At 67.1% G+C, this 419-nt stretch carries 1 pseudogene; it reads left to right on the top strand.

Annotated elements, in window-relative coordinates:
• A pseudogene (locus tag GQB03_RS22690) lies at positions 1–419 on the top strand (indolepyruvate ferredoxin oxidoreductase family protein); the annotation flags it as partial.

Here is a 419-nt window from a genome sequence, read left to right as displayed (position 1 = left end):
CGGCGCGGGCTCAAGACCGGGATGTTCGTCTCGGGCTACCGCGGCTCGCCCGTGGGCATGCTCGATGCGGCGCTGCTCAAGCAGCAGAAGCTGCTGCTCGAGCACCACATCCACTTCGTCGACGGCATCAACGAGGACCTCGCCGCCACCGCGGTGTGGGGCACCCAGATGCTGCACACGGTCGGCAAGCAGAAGTTCGATGGCGTCACCGGCATGTGGTACGGCAAGGCCCCGGGCGTGGACCGCTCGGGCGATGCGCTCAAGCACGCCAACTACACCGGCATCGGCAAGAACGGCGGCGTGCTGGCGATCGCCGGCGACGACCCGAGTTGCAAGAGCTCCTCGCTGTGCAGCCAGTCCGAGCCGATGCTCATGCACGTGGGCATGCCCTCGCTGTATCCGAGCAACGTCCAGGAGAT

This window comes from Cognatazoarcus halotolerans (genome assembly GCF_009800965.1).
GTDB classification, from domain to species: domain Bacteria; phylum Pseudomonadota; class Gammaproteobacteria; order Burkholderiales; family Rhodocyclaceae; genus Cognatazoarcus; species Cognatazoarcus halotolerans.
This window is presented reverse-complemented; position numbering and strand designations above follow the sequence as displayed.